Source organism: Alkalimarinus alittae (assembly GCF_026016465.1).
GTDB classification, from domain to species: Bacteria; Pseudomonadota; Gammaproteobacteria; order Pseudomonadales; family Oleiphilaceae; genus Alkalimarinus; species Alkalimarinus alittae.
In genome coordinates, this window is the sequence record NZ_CP100390.1 from 2,452,107 (window position 1) to 2,466,726 (window position 14,620).

Annotated in this window: 13 protein-coding genes; 12 read left to right on the forward strand and 1 reads right to left on the reverse strand. The window is 42.0% G+C overall.

Annotated features, from left to right (window positions below):
• Positions 1 to 13: 13 nt before the first annotated feature.
• On the reverse strand, positions 14 to 1,081 hold the full coding sequence (gene rlmM, locus NKI27_RS11175; RefSeq protein ID WP_265046136.1) for a 23S rRNA (cytidine(2498)-2'-O)-methyltransferase RlmM: 1,068 nt from the start codon (positions 1,079 to 1,081) through the stop codon (positions 14 to 16).
• Positions 1,082 to 1,384: 303 nt separating this feature from the next.
• On the opposite strand from rlmM, the gene NKI27_RS11180 reads away from it, so the two are divergent.
• From NKI27_RS11180 to hemN, 12 genes are all read left to right on the forward strand, one after another.
• A complete protein-coding gene (locus tag NKI27_RS11180) occupies positions 1,385 to 2,950 on the forward strand; it encodes a methyl-accepting chemotaxis protein (protein WP_265046137.1) in 1,566 nt (521 codons plus the stop codon).
• 32 nt (positions 2,951 to 2,982) lie between these two features.
• Positions 2,983 to 3,702: a helix-turn-helix domain-containing protein gene (locus NKI27_RS11185; protein WP_265046138.1), complete on the forward strand. Its 720-nt coding sequence runs from the start codon at positions 2,983 to 2,985 to the stop codon at positions 3,700 to 3,702.
• Between the two features lie 379 nt (positions 3,703 to 4,081).
• Positions 4,082 to 5,509, forward strand: coding sequence for a cytochrome-c oxidase, cbb3-type subunit I (ccoN, locus tag NKI27_RS11190; protein ID WP_320109422.1), 1,428 nt, complete (start codon positions 4,082 to 4,084; stop codon positions 5,507 to 5,509).
• Positions 5,510 to 5,520: 11 nt separating this feature from the next.
• A complete protein-coding gene (gene ccoO, locus NKI27_RS11195; protein ID WP_265046139.1) occupies positions 5,521 to 6,129 on the forward strand; it encodes a cytochrome-c oxidase, cbb3-type subunit II in 609 nt (202 codons plus the stop codon).
• Positions 6,130 to 6,137: 8 nt separating this feature from the next.
• The gene (locus NKI27_RS11200; RefSeq protein WP_265046140.1) at positions 6,138 to 6,323 is read left to right on the forward strand and encodes a cbb3-type cytochrome oxidase subunit 3; all 186 of its coding nucleotides are present in this window, start codon (positions 6,138 to 6,140) and stop codon (positions 6,321 to 6,323) included.
• Complete coding sequence (gene ccoP / locus NKI27_RS11205; RefSeq protein WP_265046141.1) at positions 6,316 to 7,212, forward strand: cytochrome-c oxidase, cbb3-type subunit III; 897 nt, start codon at positions 6,316 to 6,318, stop codon at positions 7,210 to 7,212. Before NKI27_RS11200 ends, ccoP begins: the two co-directional genes overlap by 8 nt.
• A 169-nt stretch (positions 7,213 to 7,381) precedes the next feature.
• Positions 7,382 to 8,809 carry a cytochrome c oxidase accessory protein CcoG gene (gene ccoG, locus NKI27_RS11210; protein WP_265046142.1) on the forward strand — a complete coding sequence of 476 codons (1,428 nt, stop codon included), beginning with the start codon at positions 7,382 to 7,384 and terminating at the stop codon, positions 8,807 to 8,809.
• A 159-nt stretch (positions 8,810 to 8,968) separates the two neighbouring features.
• Entirely contained in the window at positions 8,969 to 9,475 is a 507-nt protein-coding gene (locus tag NKI27_RS11215) for a FixH family protein (RefSeq protein ID WP_265046143.1), read from the forward strand.
• Positions 9,476 to 11,896 (forward strand): heavy metal translocating P-type ATPase, encoded by a 2,421-nt coding sequence (locus NKI27_RS11220; RefSeq protein WP_265046144.1) that lies wholly within the window; start codon positions 9,476 to 9,478, stop codon positions 11,894 to 11,896.
• Positions 11,897 to 11,973: 77 nt separating this feature from the next.
• The gene (gene ccoS, locus NKI27_RS11225) at positions 11,974 to 12,186 is read left to right on the forward strand and encodes a cbb3-type cytochrome oxidase assembly protein CcoS (protein ID WP_265046145.1); all 213 of its coding nucleotides are present in this window, start codon (positions 11,974 to 11,976) and stop codon (positions 12,184 to 12,186) included.
• A 58-nt stretch (positions 12,187 to 12,244) separates the two neighbouring features.
• Positions 12,245 to 12,928 carry a sulfite exporter TauE/SafE family protein gene (locus NKI27_RS11230; protein ID WP_265046146.1) on the forward strand — a complete coding sequence of 228 codons (684 nt, stop codon included), beginning with the start codon at positions 12,245 to 12,247 and terminating at the stop codon, positions 12,926 to 12,928.
• A gap of 121 nt (positions 12,929 to 13,049) precedes the next feature.
• On the forward strand, positions 13,050 to 14,441 hold the full coding sequence (hemN, locus tag NKI27_RS11235) for an oxygen-independent coproporphyrinogen III oxidase (protein WP_265046147.1): 1,392 nt from the start codon (positions 13,050 to 13,052) through the stop codon (positions 14,439 to 14,441).
• Positions 14,442 to 14,620 lie beyond the last annotated feature (179 nt).

The window sequence follows — 14,620 nt, forward strand, 5'->3', positions numbered from 1 at the left end:
CTTTTTCAGGCTTTCAAATCACCTGTATAAAACAGGTGATTTCCTCCCTGTCGTGATACAAATGCTTGGCTTGAATGCGGCACCGCTGCCCATTCTCAGATAAAGCGGTTTGAATTAATTGAAGGCATTCTTGCACTTCTTGATACCGTTTTTTCATAGGTAGCTTCAAGTTAAAAACTGTTTTTGTGCAATACCCACCTACAAGCCAATCAATTATCATTGAACTAACCCGTTTTGGCTTATCAACAATATCACAGACCATCCAGTCAACATTTTTAGCTGGCTTATATACAAACCCATCTTCAAGCACATGGGTAACATGACCGCTTTTCATTAAATCGTCGTCCATAGGACCATGATCAACCGAGAATACATCCATCCCCTGGTTAACTAACTGCCAAGTCCAACCGCCTGGACAGGCGCCAAGATCCACTGCTTTTTGATGACCGCCCAACAAGTCATACCATTCATCAGGATGAAAAAATGTTCGCCAAGCTTCTTCTAGTTTTAGCGTTGATCGACTTGGCGCGCCTTTTGGGAATTTTAAGCGAGAGATACCTAAGTGATCAGGACTGCTGTTCTTATTATCTAATTCTCCAATGTAAACCTTATCGAAGTCAGAGAAAAATAGACAAAGCACATCTAGATTTGGATCTTGTTTTGGCGTTAAAAGCCCGTTGTTTCTAAGTGCTTTAGAAATTGGCGCTGTGAATTTTCGGGCAAAGGTTTTTAAGTTGGCTGTACCCTCACTGTCCGGACAATCTACAGACACCTTGCCGCATACACCTTGACCTGATGACAAAAGGAAGTCGATTATAGGTTGAACTCTATCTTCGCGAGATACATTTTCTAACGGCTCATTAACCCTAGCCCACTGGCGCGTAAAAATAAGCTCATTTAGCGCTACCTGTTTAAAGACCTTTTTTACATCTTTAGCATCAGTAAGCACAAATTCAACAAACCCTTGCCCTTTATTTGTTTTGCAATACCCAAAAACACCTGCGTACGACGCTTTTTCTTGTATTTCTTGAGAGCACTCACCTTCAAAGCCTGCACGGCAGTACAATAAAATAATATTCATATTTACCTATTATCGGTGTATTTTACGTATAGATTATTCAGGTTAGTCAACATACCGATTTAGTCGGTCGGCTCTGGTCTCACGTCTCAGAATCTAATAAAACAAAACAGTTTAAAAAAAATTTATCCAGATGGAGCGCTATTATGAAGAAAAACCTACAAAATTGATACGAATGCATACATAACTGAGAAAGATCATCATTTACCACCTAAATACTGACAGTCTAATAACTTCATTTGTCTTACCCTCAATCACAACCTATTCTTAAGCATAACCCTTCATTTCCTTACTACCGGATAATCAGTGCGTAAAAATTTACCCATTACAAATGAGGAACGCTGTTTCCCACCTAAAGCAACCCTAGTAACAAGAACCAATGCCGAAGGTGAAATAGCGTTCTGTAACGACGCATTTATCGAAATATCAGGTTATTCAACAGAGGAGTTAACACATACTCCTCACAACATTGTTCGCCACCCAGATGTTCCGTCACGAATGTTTGAAGAGCAATGGAAAACCTTAAAGAGTGGCAATACCTGGATGGGCGTTATCAAAAATAGAAGTAAGGCGGGCCAATTTTATTGGACAGACACATACATAGAGCCCATCACTAATAAGGGTAAAATCATCGGGTTTGAGTCTGTTAGCGTTGCGGCCTCAGATCAGCAGAAGCTCCGCGCTGAGATTATATATAGCCGAATTAAAGATAATCGAAAATCAATAACGCCTAAGCACTACAAACTTCCACCCGCTCTCATGGGGCTAATATCTTATGCTCTACTTGCCTGCATGACCGGTTTATTAGTAAAAACTGCCCCGATTGAGTGGGCGTTGCCGATAATCGTGTTATCAACCGTCATTATCGGTTTGCTGTTCAGTACTTACTTAACGAAAGAGTCTAAGTACATCAGGAATATCGCTAACAATATTTACTCAAGTAAAATCACCCAGTATATGTATACCGGTAAGGTGTCTCACACCTCTAATATCCACACTGCATTAAAAACGCTAGAACGTCAGCGTGATATTATGAAATATCGTTTTGAACAATCTATCACCGATATTGCAGCAAAAGCAGACGAAACACTAAACCCGCTCAAACATGCAATAGAATTGAGCGCTGAGCAAACTAATCAATACACTAATTTAGCGGATCAGGTTCAACGCTTTATCGCCCACTCTGAACGCGTATTAGTCGGAGCGCAATCTCATTTAACTGGCACAGAAAACATGCTTTTGCAGGTTTCTGAAAGCACTGATTGCAGCGAACAATCTATAAAGAAAACACGTAAGCTTGATGAGAACTCTATCAAATCAAGCGCATTAGCCGACAAGCTAATTGATGATTGCACCCAGATAGCGACCATACTGTCTGAAATAAAAGGAATAGCGGAGCAAACCAACTTACTCGCACTGAATGCATCTATTGAAGCAGCAAGAGCTGGAGATGCAGGTAGAGGCTTTTCCGTTGTTGCTGACGAAGTAAGAACGCTTGCCACAAAAACTCAACAGTCAACTGAGGCGATAGAATCTATTTTAGGCACACTCGACCAAGACACTCATGACACCAAAGAACTACTTAACAACACGCGGAACGAGGTGAACGATACAACCGTTATTTTGGATACCCTTAACGCGCACCTACAAGACATAACTCAATTACTGGATCAATTTAACACTGAGATCATCAACCACAGTGAAACATTAACCAAACAACATCAACTTACGTCTGATCTAGCTGACAACTTAACGCTGATCAGCACCAATGGTTCAATGCTATCAAAACAGATCACCGACACATCAGATAACGTTAACCTCCTATATTCTGACTATAAAATCTATTTTTCGCAGCTTGATCATCATCAATGATTGCTTCAGTGCACTAGGGTGTAATTCTATGCATGAATCAAATCTTATTGCCCGAAACAGAAAATACAGACCACATCGCCTGTTTAGATTGCGCATTACACCCTGTTTGCGCTCCTAAAACTATTGGCGAATCCGTTATAGACATTTCTGAGTCATTAGTACTCAAAAAACAGCCCATAAAAGCAGGGCAAATCATCTATACTGAAGGTCAACCGTTTAAGGACCTTTATGCATTTACAGCAGGGTCTGCAAAAGAAGTTTGGCATTCAAGTCTGCCTAAGCCACAAATTACATCGTTCAAATTAAAAGGCGAACTCGCTGGCCAAAACGGGATTGCTATGGGCGCTTACCCAAATACATTAATAGCGCTTGAGGACAGTAGTGTTTGCATAATGGATTACCAAAGTCTGATCAAAAGCGCTAATAGCCTACCCTCACTTTTAACTAATCTAGTTAATCTGTTTGCAATCGATAGCCACCAAGAGACTGAAATAAGAAAAAGCCTCGCAGTAACCACTAATGCTGAAACGAAAGTAAGGGCTTTTCTTTATAATATTTCATCGCGATATAAGCTAAGAAGTCAAAACTATATAGATATTAAGCTCAGCATGAGCAGAAGCGAAATAGCTAATTACTTGGGTATTACTAAAGAAACCTTAAGCCGTTCATTAACTATTCTACAAAATAAAAATTTGATTGAAGCTAGCGGTAAAAACATTCATATCGTTAACTACTCAGAACTAAAAATCTAATCCCCTCCAGCCCTTGTAAAACTATCAGCATCATTGTTGTATAGTTTTGGAATCAATATTAACCCCCTTCAAAATACCTAAATAGAGGTATTTATAAGCAAGGTATTGATTTATATCAATCACCCCTTAACCACAAACAAAATAGACTGCCTCCCAAGGGCGTGTCTATTGACTTTTATCAATAACAAAACGTATCCTTCGCGCGCTGCTACTATAGATTTATCGATTTTAGTCGATTTATTTATATACACGTAGCGATATTAGTTGAATTAACTGGTCGGGAGCACGGTTATGTTTTTTCAACCTCAAAGAGATAGCTTGCGTTATTTCTTATAGTCCTCTTCACTTCTAGCTTGTGATAAAAATTGGATCCTGAATAATGAGCACAGTAAACAATCAGACGACATACAACTACAAAGTGGTGCGCCAATTCGCCATTATGACTGTCGTGTGGGGTATTGTTGGGATGGCCGTGGGCGTATTGATCGCATCACAATTAGTTTGGCCAGCACTCAACTTCGATACACCTTGGCTTAGCTTTGGTCGTCTTCGCCCTCTTCACACAAATGCGGTTATATTTGCTTTTGGTGGTTCAGCACTTTTTGCAACTTCCTTCTATGTTGTGCAGCGCACTTGCCAAGCACGACTGTTTTCCGACTCTTTGGCATCCTTCATCTTTTGGGGTTGGCAACTGGTTATCGTTTTAGCCGTTATCACCTTACCATTAGGTTATACATCGACTAAAGAGTATGCAGAACTAGAGTGGCCAATCGACATCCTAATTGCAATTGTTTGGGTATCTTACGCTGTTTTGTTTTTTGGCACGATCATGAAGCGAAAAGCAAAGCATATTTACGTTGCAAACTGGTTCTTCGGCGCATTCATTTTAATGATTGCTGTCCTACACATTTTTAATAACCTTGAAGTTCCAGTCACACTATGGAAATCATACTCTATCTATCCAGGCACTATTGATGCGATGGTTCAGTGGTGGTATGGACATAATGCCGTTGGTTTCTACTTAACCGCTGGTTTCCTCGGAATAATGTACTACTTCGTACCTAAGCAAGCAGGCCGCCCTGTATATTCATATAGATTATCAATCGTTCACTTTTGGGCATTGATTTCAATCTATGTATGGGCAGGCTCTCACCACTTGCATTACAGCGCACTCCCTGACTGGGCACAAAGTGCCGGTATGGCAATGTCGCTAATCCTGCTTGCGCCATCTTGGGGTGGTATGATTAACGGTATGATGACGCTATCAGGTGCTTGGGATAAACTACGTACAGACCCAATTCTTAGATTTTTAGTTGTCTCTCTCTCCTTCTACGGTATGTCTACGTTTGAAGGCCCGATGATGGCGATTAAAACAGTTAACGCTTTATCACATAACACTGACTGGACCGTAGGTCACGTTCACTCAGGCGCTTTAGGTTGGGTTGCAATGGTGTCTATCGGTGCCATGTACCACTTGATTCCGAAGCTATACAACCTTAATAGCATGTATAGCACCTCATTAATCAACGTTCACTTCTGGCTTGCCACTATTGGTACCGTACTGTATATCGCAGCAATGTGGGTAAACGGTATTATGCAGGGTTTGATGTGGAGAGCGATCAATGATGATGGAACACTTACCTATAGCTTTGTTGAGTCACTAGAAGCCAGCCATGTTGGTTACTTAGTACGCGCTATCGGTGGTGCAATATTCCTTTCAGGAATGCTGATAATGGCATATAACACTTGGATGACTGTGCGCGTAAAAGGTGCTCAGGCACTTGATAACGTCCCACAGACAGCTTAAGGAGGTTTAACATGAAACATGAAGTTGTAGAAAAAAACCTCGGGCTAATGATTGTGTTGATATTAGTTGCCATTAGCTTTGGGGGACTAGTAGAAATTGTTCCTTTGTTCTTCCAAAAGCAGGTAACTGAACCAATAGAAGGCCTTAAGCCACTAGGTGCATTGGAATTAGAAGGACGTGACGTTTATATTCGTGAAGGCTGCCATGTCTGTCATACACAGATGATTCGACCTTTCCGTGCAGAGACCGAACGTTATGGTCACTACTCTGTTGCAGGCGAGCATGTTTATGAGCACCCATTCTTATGGGGTTCTAAGCGTACCGGGCCTGACTTGGCACGTGTAGGCGGACGATACAGCGACGATTGGCATCGAGCTCACTTGTACAACCCTCGAAACGTTGTACCTGAGTCTAAAATGCCATCATACCCATGGTTATTTACCAATAAGATTGACCACAAAATCACGCCAAAGCGTATGGAAGCCCTTAGATCAGTAGGTGTTCCCTATACAGACGAAGATATTGCTGGTGCATCTGAAGCAGTTAAAGGTAAAACCGAAATTGAAGCAATGGTGGCTTATCTTCAGCAATTAGGTACTTTGCTGAAGAGTAAGCGGTAATAAGCATCATGGATATTAATACGTTACGTGGCATTTCAACAATTTTAGTCATGATTGCGTTCATCAGCATCTGTCTTTGGGCTTATAGTTCTAAGCGCAAAGACAAGTTTGATGATGCCGCTAATCTACCTTTTGAAGATGAAGAAATAGCCAAGCGTACTTTGATCGATACGGAGAAAAAAGACCATGAGTAGTTTTTGGAACGCATGGATCATAATTATCAGTTTAGGCAGTGTTTTTGGCTGCTGGTGGCTTTTATTTGCCACCCGTAAAGGCCAAAAGAACAACACCGAATCTGAAGCAACAACGGGCCATGTCTACGATGGTATAGAGGAGTATGACAACCCGCTTCCTAAGTGGTGGTTCTACATGTTTATGGGGACCATCTTTTTCGCGCTTGCTTACTACGCACTTTACCCTGGTCTAGGCTCTTACAAAGGCCTACTTGGTTGGACATCAACCGGTCAGTGGGAACAAGAAGTCGCAGATGCAGACGCTAAATATGGTCCTATCTTTGAAGCCTTTGCAGAAAAGTCTATTGAAGAGCTAGCAACTGACGATGCAGCACTAAAAGTAGGTCAGCGTCTATTTGCTAACAACTGTGCAATTTGTCATGGTTCGACTGCAAGAGGTTCTGTGGGTTTCCCTAACCTTGCTGATAATGATTGGCTTTATGGTGGTGACCCTGACACCATTAAGCAGACTATTGCGCACGGTAGAAATGGCAACATGCCTGCTAAGGGTTTAAACCCTGCGATGACTAAATCAGATATTGCTGATTTGACTAACTACTTGCTGTCATTTAGCAACAGAGCTACAGATAACGCATCTAGCGAACGCGGAGCAGAAATGTTCCAAACCGCTTGTTCTGCTTGTCATGGTGCTGATGCTAAAGGTACACCAGCAATGGGGGCTCCAAACCTAACCGATAACGTATGGTTATACGGAAGCACTCCAACAATGATCATGCAGACGATTGAATATGGTCGTGCTGGCGTGATGCCTGCTCACAATGACCTTCTTGGTGAAGAGAAGGTTCACGTGCTAGCAGCTTATATTTATAGCCTTTCACAAGGTAAATAAATAGTTTAAGGAGGGTTGATTCAACCCTCCTTAATTTCTAATAAAAACAATTCATTTTATACGTAGTTTGACCCTACACAGTTAAGTTAGTTATCTCCAACCTAGTCTTTTTAGGCAATGCGGTTGTTTCAAACTCTATTGCTAAACAGATTACAATACGGTGAGAGCAATGAGCGCCAAGATTCCAGTCAAAAATATTGACCCTTCTTCTAAAAATGATGCTGAAGTCACTACTTACGACCTGTATGCATCGCGTGAAAAAATCTATGTTAAAGCCGTTACGGGTGTATTCCAACGAATAAGAACAGGCTCTTTATGGCTTCTAATGGGCATGTATTTTGTGTTCTGCTGGGTGTCCATCAATGGCGAGCAGCTCATTTATTTTGATATTCCTGGTCGAAAATTCCACCTATTTGGCGCTACTTTTTGGCCACAAGATTTTGTCTTACTCTCTTGGCTTTTGATCATTTGTGCCTTTGGCCTGTTTTTTATCACGTCCCTATTTGGTCGAGTTTGGTGTGGCTATACCTGCCCTCAAACAGTTTGGACCTTTATTTTTATGTGGGTTGAAGAGAAAGTTGAAGGAAGCAGAAATAAGCGCATGAAGCTTGATAAAGCGCCTAATGACGCGTCCAAAACCTTTAAGAAAGTGCTCAAGCATTCTATTTGGCTCTTGATAGCCTTTGCCACAGGGCTTACGTTTGTGGGTTATTTTTACCCTATCCGTGAGCTTATCGTAGATTTCTTCAGTTTTAACTTCATTGGTGGCTGGGCTTATTTTTGGATTCTTTTCTTTACCGCTGCCACTTACGCCAATGCGGGCTGGTTAAGGGAACAAGTCTGTCTCTATATGTGCCCCTATGCACGCTTTCAGTCAGTTATGTTCGATAAAGATACCATGGTTGTTTCTTACGATCCTAACAGGGGTGAACCTCGCGGCAGTCGGAAGAAATCAGTAGACCCTAAGCAAACTGGTTTGGGTGACTGCGTTGATTGTGGCTTATGCGTTCAGGTATGCCCTACAGGTATTGATATTCGAGACGGGCTTCAATATGAATGCATTGGCTGCGCTTTATGTATTGACGCATGCGATCAAGTCATGGAAAAAATGAATTACCCGAAAGGGCTGATTCGATACGACAATGAAAACACGCTTGAAGGTAAAGAGAGCCATATGGTTCGCCCAAAGTCGGTTGGCTATGGTCTAGTGCTTCTATTCATGATTTCGTCTGTTATTTATGCCGTCTATTCGAGAGTACCGGTAGCACTTGATGTCATAAAAGACCGTGGAGCACTCTATCAACTGACCGGTATGGGCCTAGTTGAAAACTCTTATACCCTAAAAGTCATTAATATGGCTAATACAGAGCGCGAATTTGAAGTGCGTGTATCGGGCATTGAAGGAATAAAGATCACCACAACAACTCGATTTACGGCAAACTCTGGCGAAGTGCACTCTCTGCCAACAAGCATTGAAATTGACCCGGCAAATATGACAGAAACTAAACATGATATTGAATTTGAAGTTATTGCTGTTGATGACCCAACCGTTAAAGCAACATCAGATAGTCGTTTTCTTGCTCCGCTAAATTATTAGTCCCTATGGACATTCATTTCTTGAAGCCACACCCCTTATAACAAAAGGGTTCTTGGCTTCTTGACACATTACTGAGAGAATCTCTATTAATCGCTCATTTAAGCGGTTTGCAGAGGTTCTCTAAGCTCTTACACTCTAATATTGTAGAATTAAATACCTATGACACACTTTGATAATGATACGGCCCCTTGGTATAAACAGTTTTGGCTATGGTTCCTAATCTCCATTCCTGCAGTCACAATTTGCTACTGTATGCTGATGATATATACCGCTATATCAACTGAAAACTCATTAGTCAGCGATAACTACTATAAAGATGGTCTCGCGATTAACCAGGAGCTTGCGCTAGATAACAAAGCGACAGAACTTAACCTCAGTGCAAAAGTCAGTTTCGATAGCTCGGGTCGAGTTGCACTGTCACTTAACGGAGATCTAACGTCGCCACCTTCTTTTTTAACATTAAAGTTACTCCACCCTACGCTTGATGGACAAGATATTGAAACAAAGCTTCTGCCAGAGCCAGGAAGCACATACTCTACTCAGTTTGAAAAGCCACTCACTGGCCGCTGGTATATCGATATAATCGCGCAAGACTCAACATGGAGGCTTAAAGGAGAAGCAGCGTTACCTAGCGATACCGTCATACAACTAGACTCAGGTGCTTAAGTGGACCAAAACCCTGGACTCTGTTACCACTGCGGCGAGCCAAACCCCAAAAACGCAAATATAACGCTAGCGCTTGGTGGTAAAAATCGTGATTTTTGCTGCCAAGGCTGCAAAGCCGTTGCTCAGATGATATCTGATAGCGGAATGGAGGGGTTCTATCAACATCGAAGTCAATTATCTACAACACCGCAAGAAATTGCTGACATCACAAAGAATGAATTAAAGCTGTACGATAACCCTGAACTCCAAAAAGAGTTTGTAACAGAAGTTCAGGCTTCTGAAGGCTCTTCTGCGATCAATGAAGCAACGCTTATCATTGAAGGTATCACCTGTTCAGCATGTATATGGCTACTCGAAAAGCATATATCCTCTAATCAAGGGGTTAAATCGTTTCATATTAATCACACAACCCAGCGAGCACTATTAACTTGGTCATCTAGCCAAGCGTTATTAAGTGATATCTTGCTGATGGTTTACCAGCTGGGCTATAAAGCACATCCCTTTAAGCCGAACTTAGAAGAAGAAATTTTAAACAGAGAAAGAAAGAGCGCTATTATTAGGCTTGGCATTGCTGGCATCGCGATGATGCAGAATATGATGCTATCAGTACCACTGTATGTAGGTATGATAAATGGCATCTCTGATGAATTCGTTTTACTTTTTCGCTGGGTAAGCCTTTTTGTGACCACGCCGGTTGTGCTTTACTCCGCTCGCCCTTTCTTTCAAGCGGCTATTAGAGACCTTAAAACACGCCACTTAACCATGGACGTGCCCGTATCTCTCGCTATATTCATTGCCTACACCGCTAGCGTATATATTACGATTACTGGTGGAGAAGATGTTTATTTTGACTCTGTGGCGATGTTTACTTTCTTCCTTCTATTGGGGCGTTTTTTAGAGAGCCAAGCACGATTAAAGTCCGGCCAATCGATTTCGCAGTTAATAAGTTTAATCCCACCTTCTGCCATAAAATTAGTTGACGGTGAAGAGGCTATCATTGCGGCAAAAGATCTCAAAGTTGGGGATTTAGTACTTATTAAGCCTGCCACTGTCATCCCCGCAGACGGTATTATTAGCCTCGGCCAGAGTAGCCTAGATGAATCAGCTTTAACCGGTGAATTTATGCCTGTGACAAAACAAGCGGGCGATGCAGTTACCGGAGGCACCACCAACGTTGAGAACGCGTTTGAGATGACGGTTACAGCGGTGGGCTCAAACGCTCGCATCAGCTCCATCATGAGGTTACTTAACCGAGCTCAAAGCGAGAAACCTAAGACTGCACTTATTGCTGACAAAGTCGCCAGTTATTTTGTGGCTGCCGTATTAGTGATTACCTCTTCTGTATTTATATATTGGTGGCTAAAGGGTTCAGCCGATGCGTTTTCCATTGCACTGTCTGTATTAGTCGTTACCTGCCCATGTGCACTCTCTTTAGCTACACCTACCGCACTAACCGCCGCCACCAATTTATTACGCTCAAAAGGGTTTTTAATTACACGCGGACACGTCTTAGAGTCTCTCGCTCAAACTAACGACCTTATATTTGATAAAACCGGCACATTAACTGTTGGGCAAATCATTGTCAGTGACGTCATACCCACCTCGACACTCGACCGAAGTACACTACTGAACATTGCTGCAAGCCTGGAACAGCACTCTGAACACCCTATTGCTAAAGCATTTCAAGAATTTCAGCCGCTTATAACCGAATCTATCGTCGCTACACCAGGTGGTGGTATAGAAGGTATAGTTAACGGCTGTAAATATCGCATAGGGCATATTAAATATGCTTCAGCGTTAATCGACCACCCTAATTCTACTATTTCAGCTCCAAGTGATGATCAGTGGCTAGCCTTAACCTCAACAAAGCAAGTCGTTGGTTGGTTTCTAATCGGAGACAGACTGAGAGATGAAAGCATAGATGTCATTAGAAACCTTCAGTTAGACGGTTATCAGTGTACGTTATTAAGCGGTGATCAATCAGGTTCAGTAATATCTACGGCTAAAACATTAGGTATTAAAGACGCAATTGGTGGCGCCTCTCCTGAAGACAAGTTACGTTATATGCAGTCAAAACAAGAGGCAGGTAAAAACACCATAATGATCGGTGATGGGCTCAATGATGTCCCCGTAATGGCTGGCACTCAGCTTTCCGTAGCCATGGGCAATGCGAATGACCTAGCAAAATTGAAAGCGGATGCCATTTTACTATCAAACAATCTTAATACTCTTGAATTAGCGTTATTGACCGGTAAAAAAACCCGTAAAATAATCCGCCAGAATATCAGCTGGGCAATCGGTTACAATCTTTTAGCACTCCCCTTAGCTGCAAGCGGTATGATCCCCCCTTATGCTGCAGCAATCGGTATGTCTGCCAGTTCGCTTATTGTTGTGTGTAATGCCATGCGACTTAAAGCTTAAATAATTAGAGAAGTTCGTAGCCAGAAAGCGTCTCTGTTATAATTCAACCTTGTTGATTCCAGTTAGAGGTTTACACGTTGGAAATCCTATACATATTAATCCCGCTATCAATTGTCCTAATATCTCTAGCCGTCGTTATATTTAGCTGGGCAGTAAAGAGTGGCCAATTTGATGACCTTGAAGGCCCCGCCCATAGCATTTTATTTGACGATGATGAGGGTATGGTGCCATCAAACAACTCAAAACCTGAGCCAACCGTCCCCGTCTGTAAACCTAATAATACTGACTAGTCTTTAACGTCTTTTAGAGCAAAATCCTCACGCCTTAAAACAGCGACAGATATTCATTATGGAACACACGCTTGAACTCAGCACAGCATTCATCATAGGCCTTCTTGGCGGTACACATTGCATTGGTATGTGTGGAGGCATCACTAGCGCGCTATCGATGGCAATCCCAACAGGTGAGGGCTATCAAAAACGCCTACTACTTACCCTACTTTCTTATAACGTAGGCCGTATCTCTAGCTATTCAGTAGCGGGGCTTATTGTTGGCACCTTCGGTTGGCTGCTGGCAGACCAAAGCTCTGTTGTTTTTTTAGGACTTAGAACATTCGCTGCCACGTTATTAGTACTGATGGGGATCTATATAGCAGGATGGGGAAACGGCCTAACATTGATCGAAAAAGCAGGCAGTACACTATGGAGAAAAGTAGAGCCTTATTCTAAAAAAATATTACCCGTCAAAGACCTAAGAGGCGCTCTACTGCTAGGAATGCTCTGGGGGTGGTTACCCTGCGGCCTAGTTTACTCGACACTAGTATGGTCTAGCATGGCTAATGCACCTCTAAGCTCTGCCGCTTTAATGATGGCATTTGGGCTAGGAACACTCCCCGCGATCCTTACCACCGGTTTACTAGCTGAGAGGGCGTCCAGCCTACTCAAAAATAAAGGCTTTAAAGCCATGTCAGGAACACTGTTAATCATTTATGGGGTTTGGAGCTTTCCTTTTATACAATCATTAGCAGTCTAAAAGCTAACGAATAAACGCAATAAACATCCGTTGATATGTGTCAACGACCCTACCTAACAACCCGCTATACTGAACAGAATATTTTATACCTATTTCACCTATTATCAGGTTAACCTTCAATATGAACAATATCGACAAGTTAGTTTGGAATGAAGATCTTATCAGGCGTTACGACCTTTCTGGTCCAAGATACACTTCATACCCAACAGCGGTTCAATTCGATGGAGAGTTTGGCGCCAAGGACTGCGTATCTGCCGCTGACATGTGCAGAAATAGCGACGCGCCGTTATCACTGTATGTTCACATTCCTTTTTGCGCGCATGTTTGCTACTACTGTGCTTGTAACAAAGTGATTACTAAGCATCGCGATCGTGCACAGCCATATCTAGATCGCCTGTATAAAGATATTAAAATGCAATCAGATTTATTCTCCGAAAATCGCATTGTAGAGCAGTTGCATTGGGGTGGCGGTACACCCACATTCATAGCCGATGAACAGATGCGTGAGTTAATGTCTGAATTGCGTAAAAACTTCAAATTACTTGATGATGATAGTGGCGATTACTCGATTGAAATTGACCCAAGAGAAGCCAGCGAAGAGACCTTAAAAACCCTTCGAGAAATTGGCTTCAATCGGATCTCATTAGGTGTTCAAGACTTTAACCCTAAAGTTCAAAAAGCCGTTAACCGCGTACAGTCAGAGGAAGAAACACGGTTTGTACTTGATACCGGTAGAGCACTAGGGTTTAAGTCTATCAACCTTGACCTTATTTACGGTCTCCCCTTTCAAACACCTGAAACGTTTGCTGAGACAGTCCAACGTGTACTTGATATGAGCCCAGACAGGCTATCTGTATTTAACTACGCGCATATGCCCCACAGATTTATGCCTCAGCGAAGAATCAATGAAGAAGATTTACCAACACCTGATCAAAAGCTTGTCATTCTGCATGAGACCATCGAAACGCTATTGAATGCCGGTTATGTTTATATCGGTATGGATCACTTTGCTAAGCCAGATGACGAATTAGCGATCGCACAAAAACACGGTAAGTTACATCGCAACTTTCAGGGTTATACAACTCACAGCGACTGCGACTTAATCAGTATGGGCGTTTCATCTATCAGTCAAGTGGGTCAATGTTATTACCAGAACCACCATGATCTTGAAGAATACAATCAAGCTATTGACGACAACTTACTGCCAGTAAAACGTGGTGTTTGGCTTACTGATGACGACTTAATTCGAAAAGATGCGATTATGCAGCTTATCTGTCATTTCAGCCTTGATATGAACGCGTTTGAAAAACAACACAATTTAGTTTTTGCTGAATACTTTAAAGATGAAATGAGCCGCTTATCTCAGTACGTGACTGACAAGCTTATAAATATCGAGGGTGATACCATTTACGTACAACCCGGTGGGCGACTTCTAATACGTGCAATCTGTAAAGTATTTGATAAATACATTCCTGCTGAAGAAATACAAAAGGGCTATTCTAGAATCATCTAGCGTCCTGCTGTAAATAATTTAACGACGTCTAAGCGAGTCGCGTAGTAAAACACGTTACTCGCTTGTATCTTTATATCTTTCCCCAAGTTAACCTAACTTAATCTATACTTACTTATAACAACGCCTAGTATTTCTATTCCATTTGTTTAGCACTAATGGCTATTAACGGTTAAGGTGAA

Excerpts from the sequence above, each read along its gene's own strand:
- rlmM (WP_265046136.1), bottom strand. The coding sequence starts at position 1,081 with ATGAATATTATTTTATTGTACTGCCGTGCAGGCTTTGAAGGTGAGTGC.
- NKI27_RS11185 (WP_265046138.1), top strand. The coding sequence starts at position 2,983 with ATGAATCAAATCTTATTGCCCGAAACAGAAAATACAGACCACATCGCC.
- ccoN (WP_320109422.1), top strand. The coding sequence starts at position 4,082 with ATGAGCACAGTAAACAATCAGACGACATACAACTACAAAGTGGTGCGC.
- ccoO (WP_265046139.1), top strand. The coding sequence starts at position 5,521 with ATGAAACATGAAGTTGTAGAAAAAAACCTCGGGCTAATGATTGTGTTG.
- NKI27_RS11200 (WP_265046140.1), top strand. The coding sequence starts at position 6,138 with ATGGATATTAATACGTTACGTGGCATTTCAACAATTTTAGTCATGATT.
- ccoP (WP_265046141.1), top strand. The coding sequence starts at position 6,316 with ATGAGTAGTTTTTGGAACGCATGGATCATAATTATCAGTTTAGGCAGT.
- ccoG (WP_265046142.1), top strand. The coding sequence starts at position 7,382 with ATGAGCGCCAAGATTCCAGTCAAAAATATTGACCCTTCTTCTAAAAAT.
- NKI27_RS11215 (WP_265046143.1), top strand. The coding sequence starts at position 8,969 with ATGACACACTTTGATAATGATACGGCCCCTTGGTATAAACAGTTTTGG.
- NKI27_RS11230 (WP_265046146.1), top strand. The coding sequence starts at position 12,245 with ATGGAACACACGCTTGAACTCAGCACAGCATTCATCATAGGCCTTCTT.
- hemN (WP_265046147.1), top strand. The coding sequence starts at position 13,050 with ATGAACAATATCGACAAGTTAGTTTGGAATGAAGATCTTATCAGGCGT.